This window comes from Pseudomonas sp. FIP_A4 (assembly GCF_036701605.1).
Classification (GTDB): Bacteria; Pseudomonadota; Gammaproteobacteria; order Pseudomonadales; family Pseudomonadaceae; genus Stutzerimonas; species Stutzerimonas phenolilytica.
The window spans coordinates 1-717 of the sequence record NZ_JAYDXP010000128.1; the positions used below are offsets into that span (position 1 = coordinate 1).

The 717-nt window shown below is 68.6% G+C and carries 4 pseudogenes; 1 reads left to right on the top strand and 3 read right to left on the bottom strand.

Annotation, left to right across the window (positions count from 1 at the left end):
• A pseudogene (locus tag U8L64_RS19295) lies at positions 1-144 on the bottom strand (phosphoribosylpyrophosphate synthetase); the annotation flags it as partial.
• Positions 140-421 (bottom strand): annotated as a pseudogene (locus U8L64_RS19300) (glycosyltransferase); the annotation flags it as partial. The pseudogenes U8L64_RS19300 and U8L64_RS19295, both read right to left, overlap by 5 nt.
• Between U8L64_RS19300 and U8L64_RS19305 the strand changes: the two are divergent.
• Positions 395-517: pseudogene (locus tag U8L64_RS19305) on the top strand (glycine--tRNA ligase subunit beta); the annotation flags it as partial. The pseudogenes U8L64_RS19300 and U8L64_RS19305 overlap by 27 nt on opposite strands.
• 57 nt (positions 518-574) lie before the next feature.
• Here the strand turns inward: U8L64_RS19305 and U8L64_RS20435 are convergent.
• Positions 575-717 (bottom strand): annotated as a pseudogene (locus U8L64_RS20435) (hypothetical protein); the annotation flags it as partial.

Sequence of the window (717 nt, forward strand, 5' to 3'; positions counted from 1 at the left end):
GCACACCGCGTTGCTTTCATGGGCGATGCAATCGGTGCTCCAGACGTGCCCGACACCGGCGGCGCGGATCACCTGCAGCGCATCGCCGGCGAACAGCGCGTGGGTCACGGCCACGTCCACCGAGGCGGCGCCGGCGGCCAAGACCGCGGATGGTTTCCAGCACGCCGCCGCGAGCGAAGGCAATGACCGGCGTGCCGCAGGCCTGGGCTTCGATCGGCGCAATGCCGAAGTCCTCCTCGGCGGCGAAGACGAATGCGCGGGCACGGCGCAGGTCCTTGTGCGGCTGGTCGAGGATGCTCTGGGTGTTGGTGCCGAGCCCGGCCTGTTGCCCGGCGGCCTTTTCCAGCACCGGTGCGCTGTCGACGAACGCGCGAAAGCCCAGCGGGCCGACCACCTGCTGGATGCCGACGGCAAGCTGCTGCCGAGCTTCATCACCGTGGCCAACATCGAATCGAAAGACCCGGCGCAGATCGTTGCCGGTAACGAGAAGGTGGTGCGCCCGCGCCTGACCGAGGCGGCCGCCCCCGAGGTTGAGGAAGTCGCGTTTTTCCTCCATCGGCACGATCCAGCGGTTGAACAGCTCGGCGATCTTGGTCAGGGCGAATACGTCCTCGACGCTCTTGCCGGCGCGGAAGGCGTCAGCGACGTACCAGATGCGCTCAGCACCCGGCACGGTCAGCTCGCGCTTGAGCGTGCTCTCGGCCTCGGCGTCGGCGA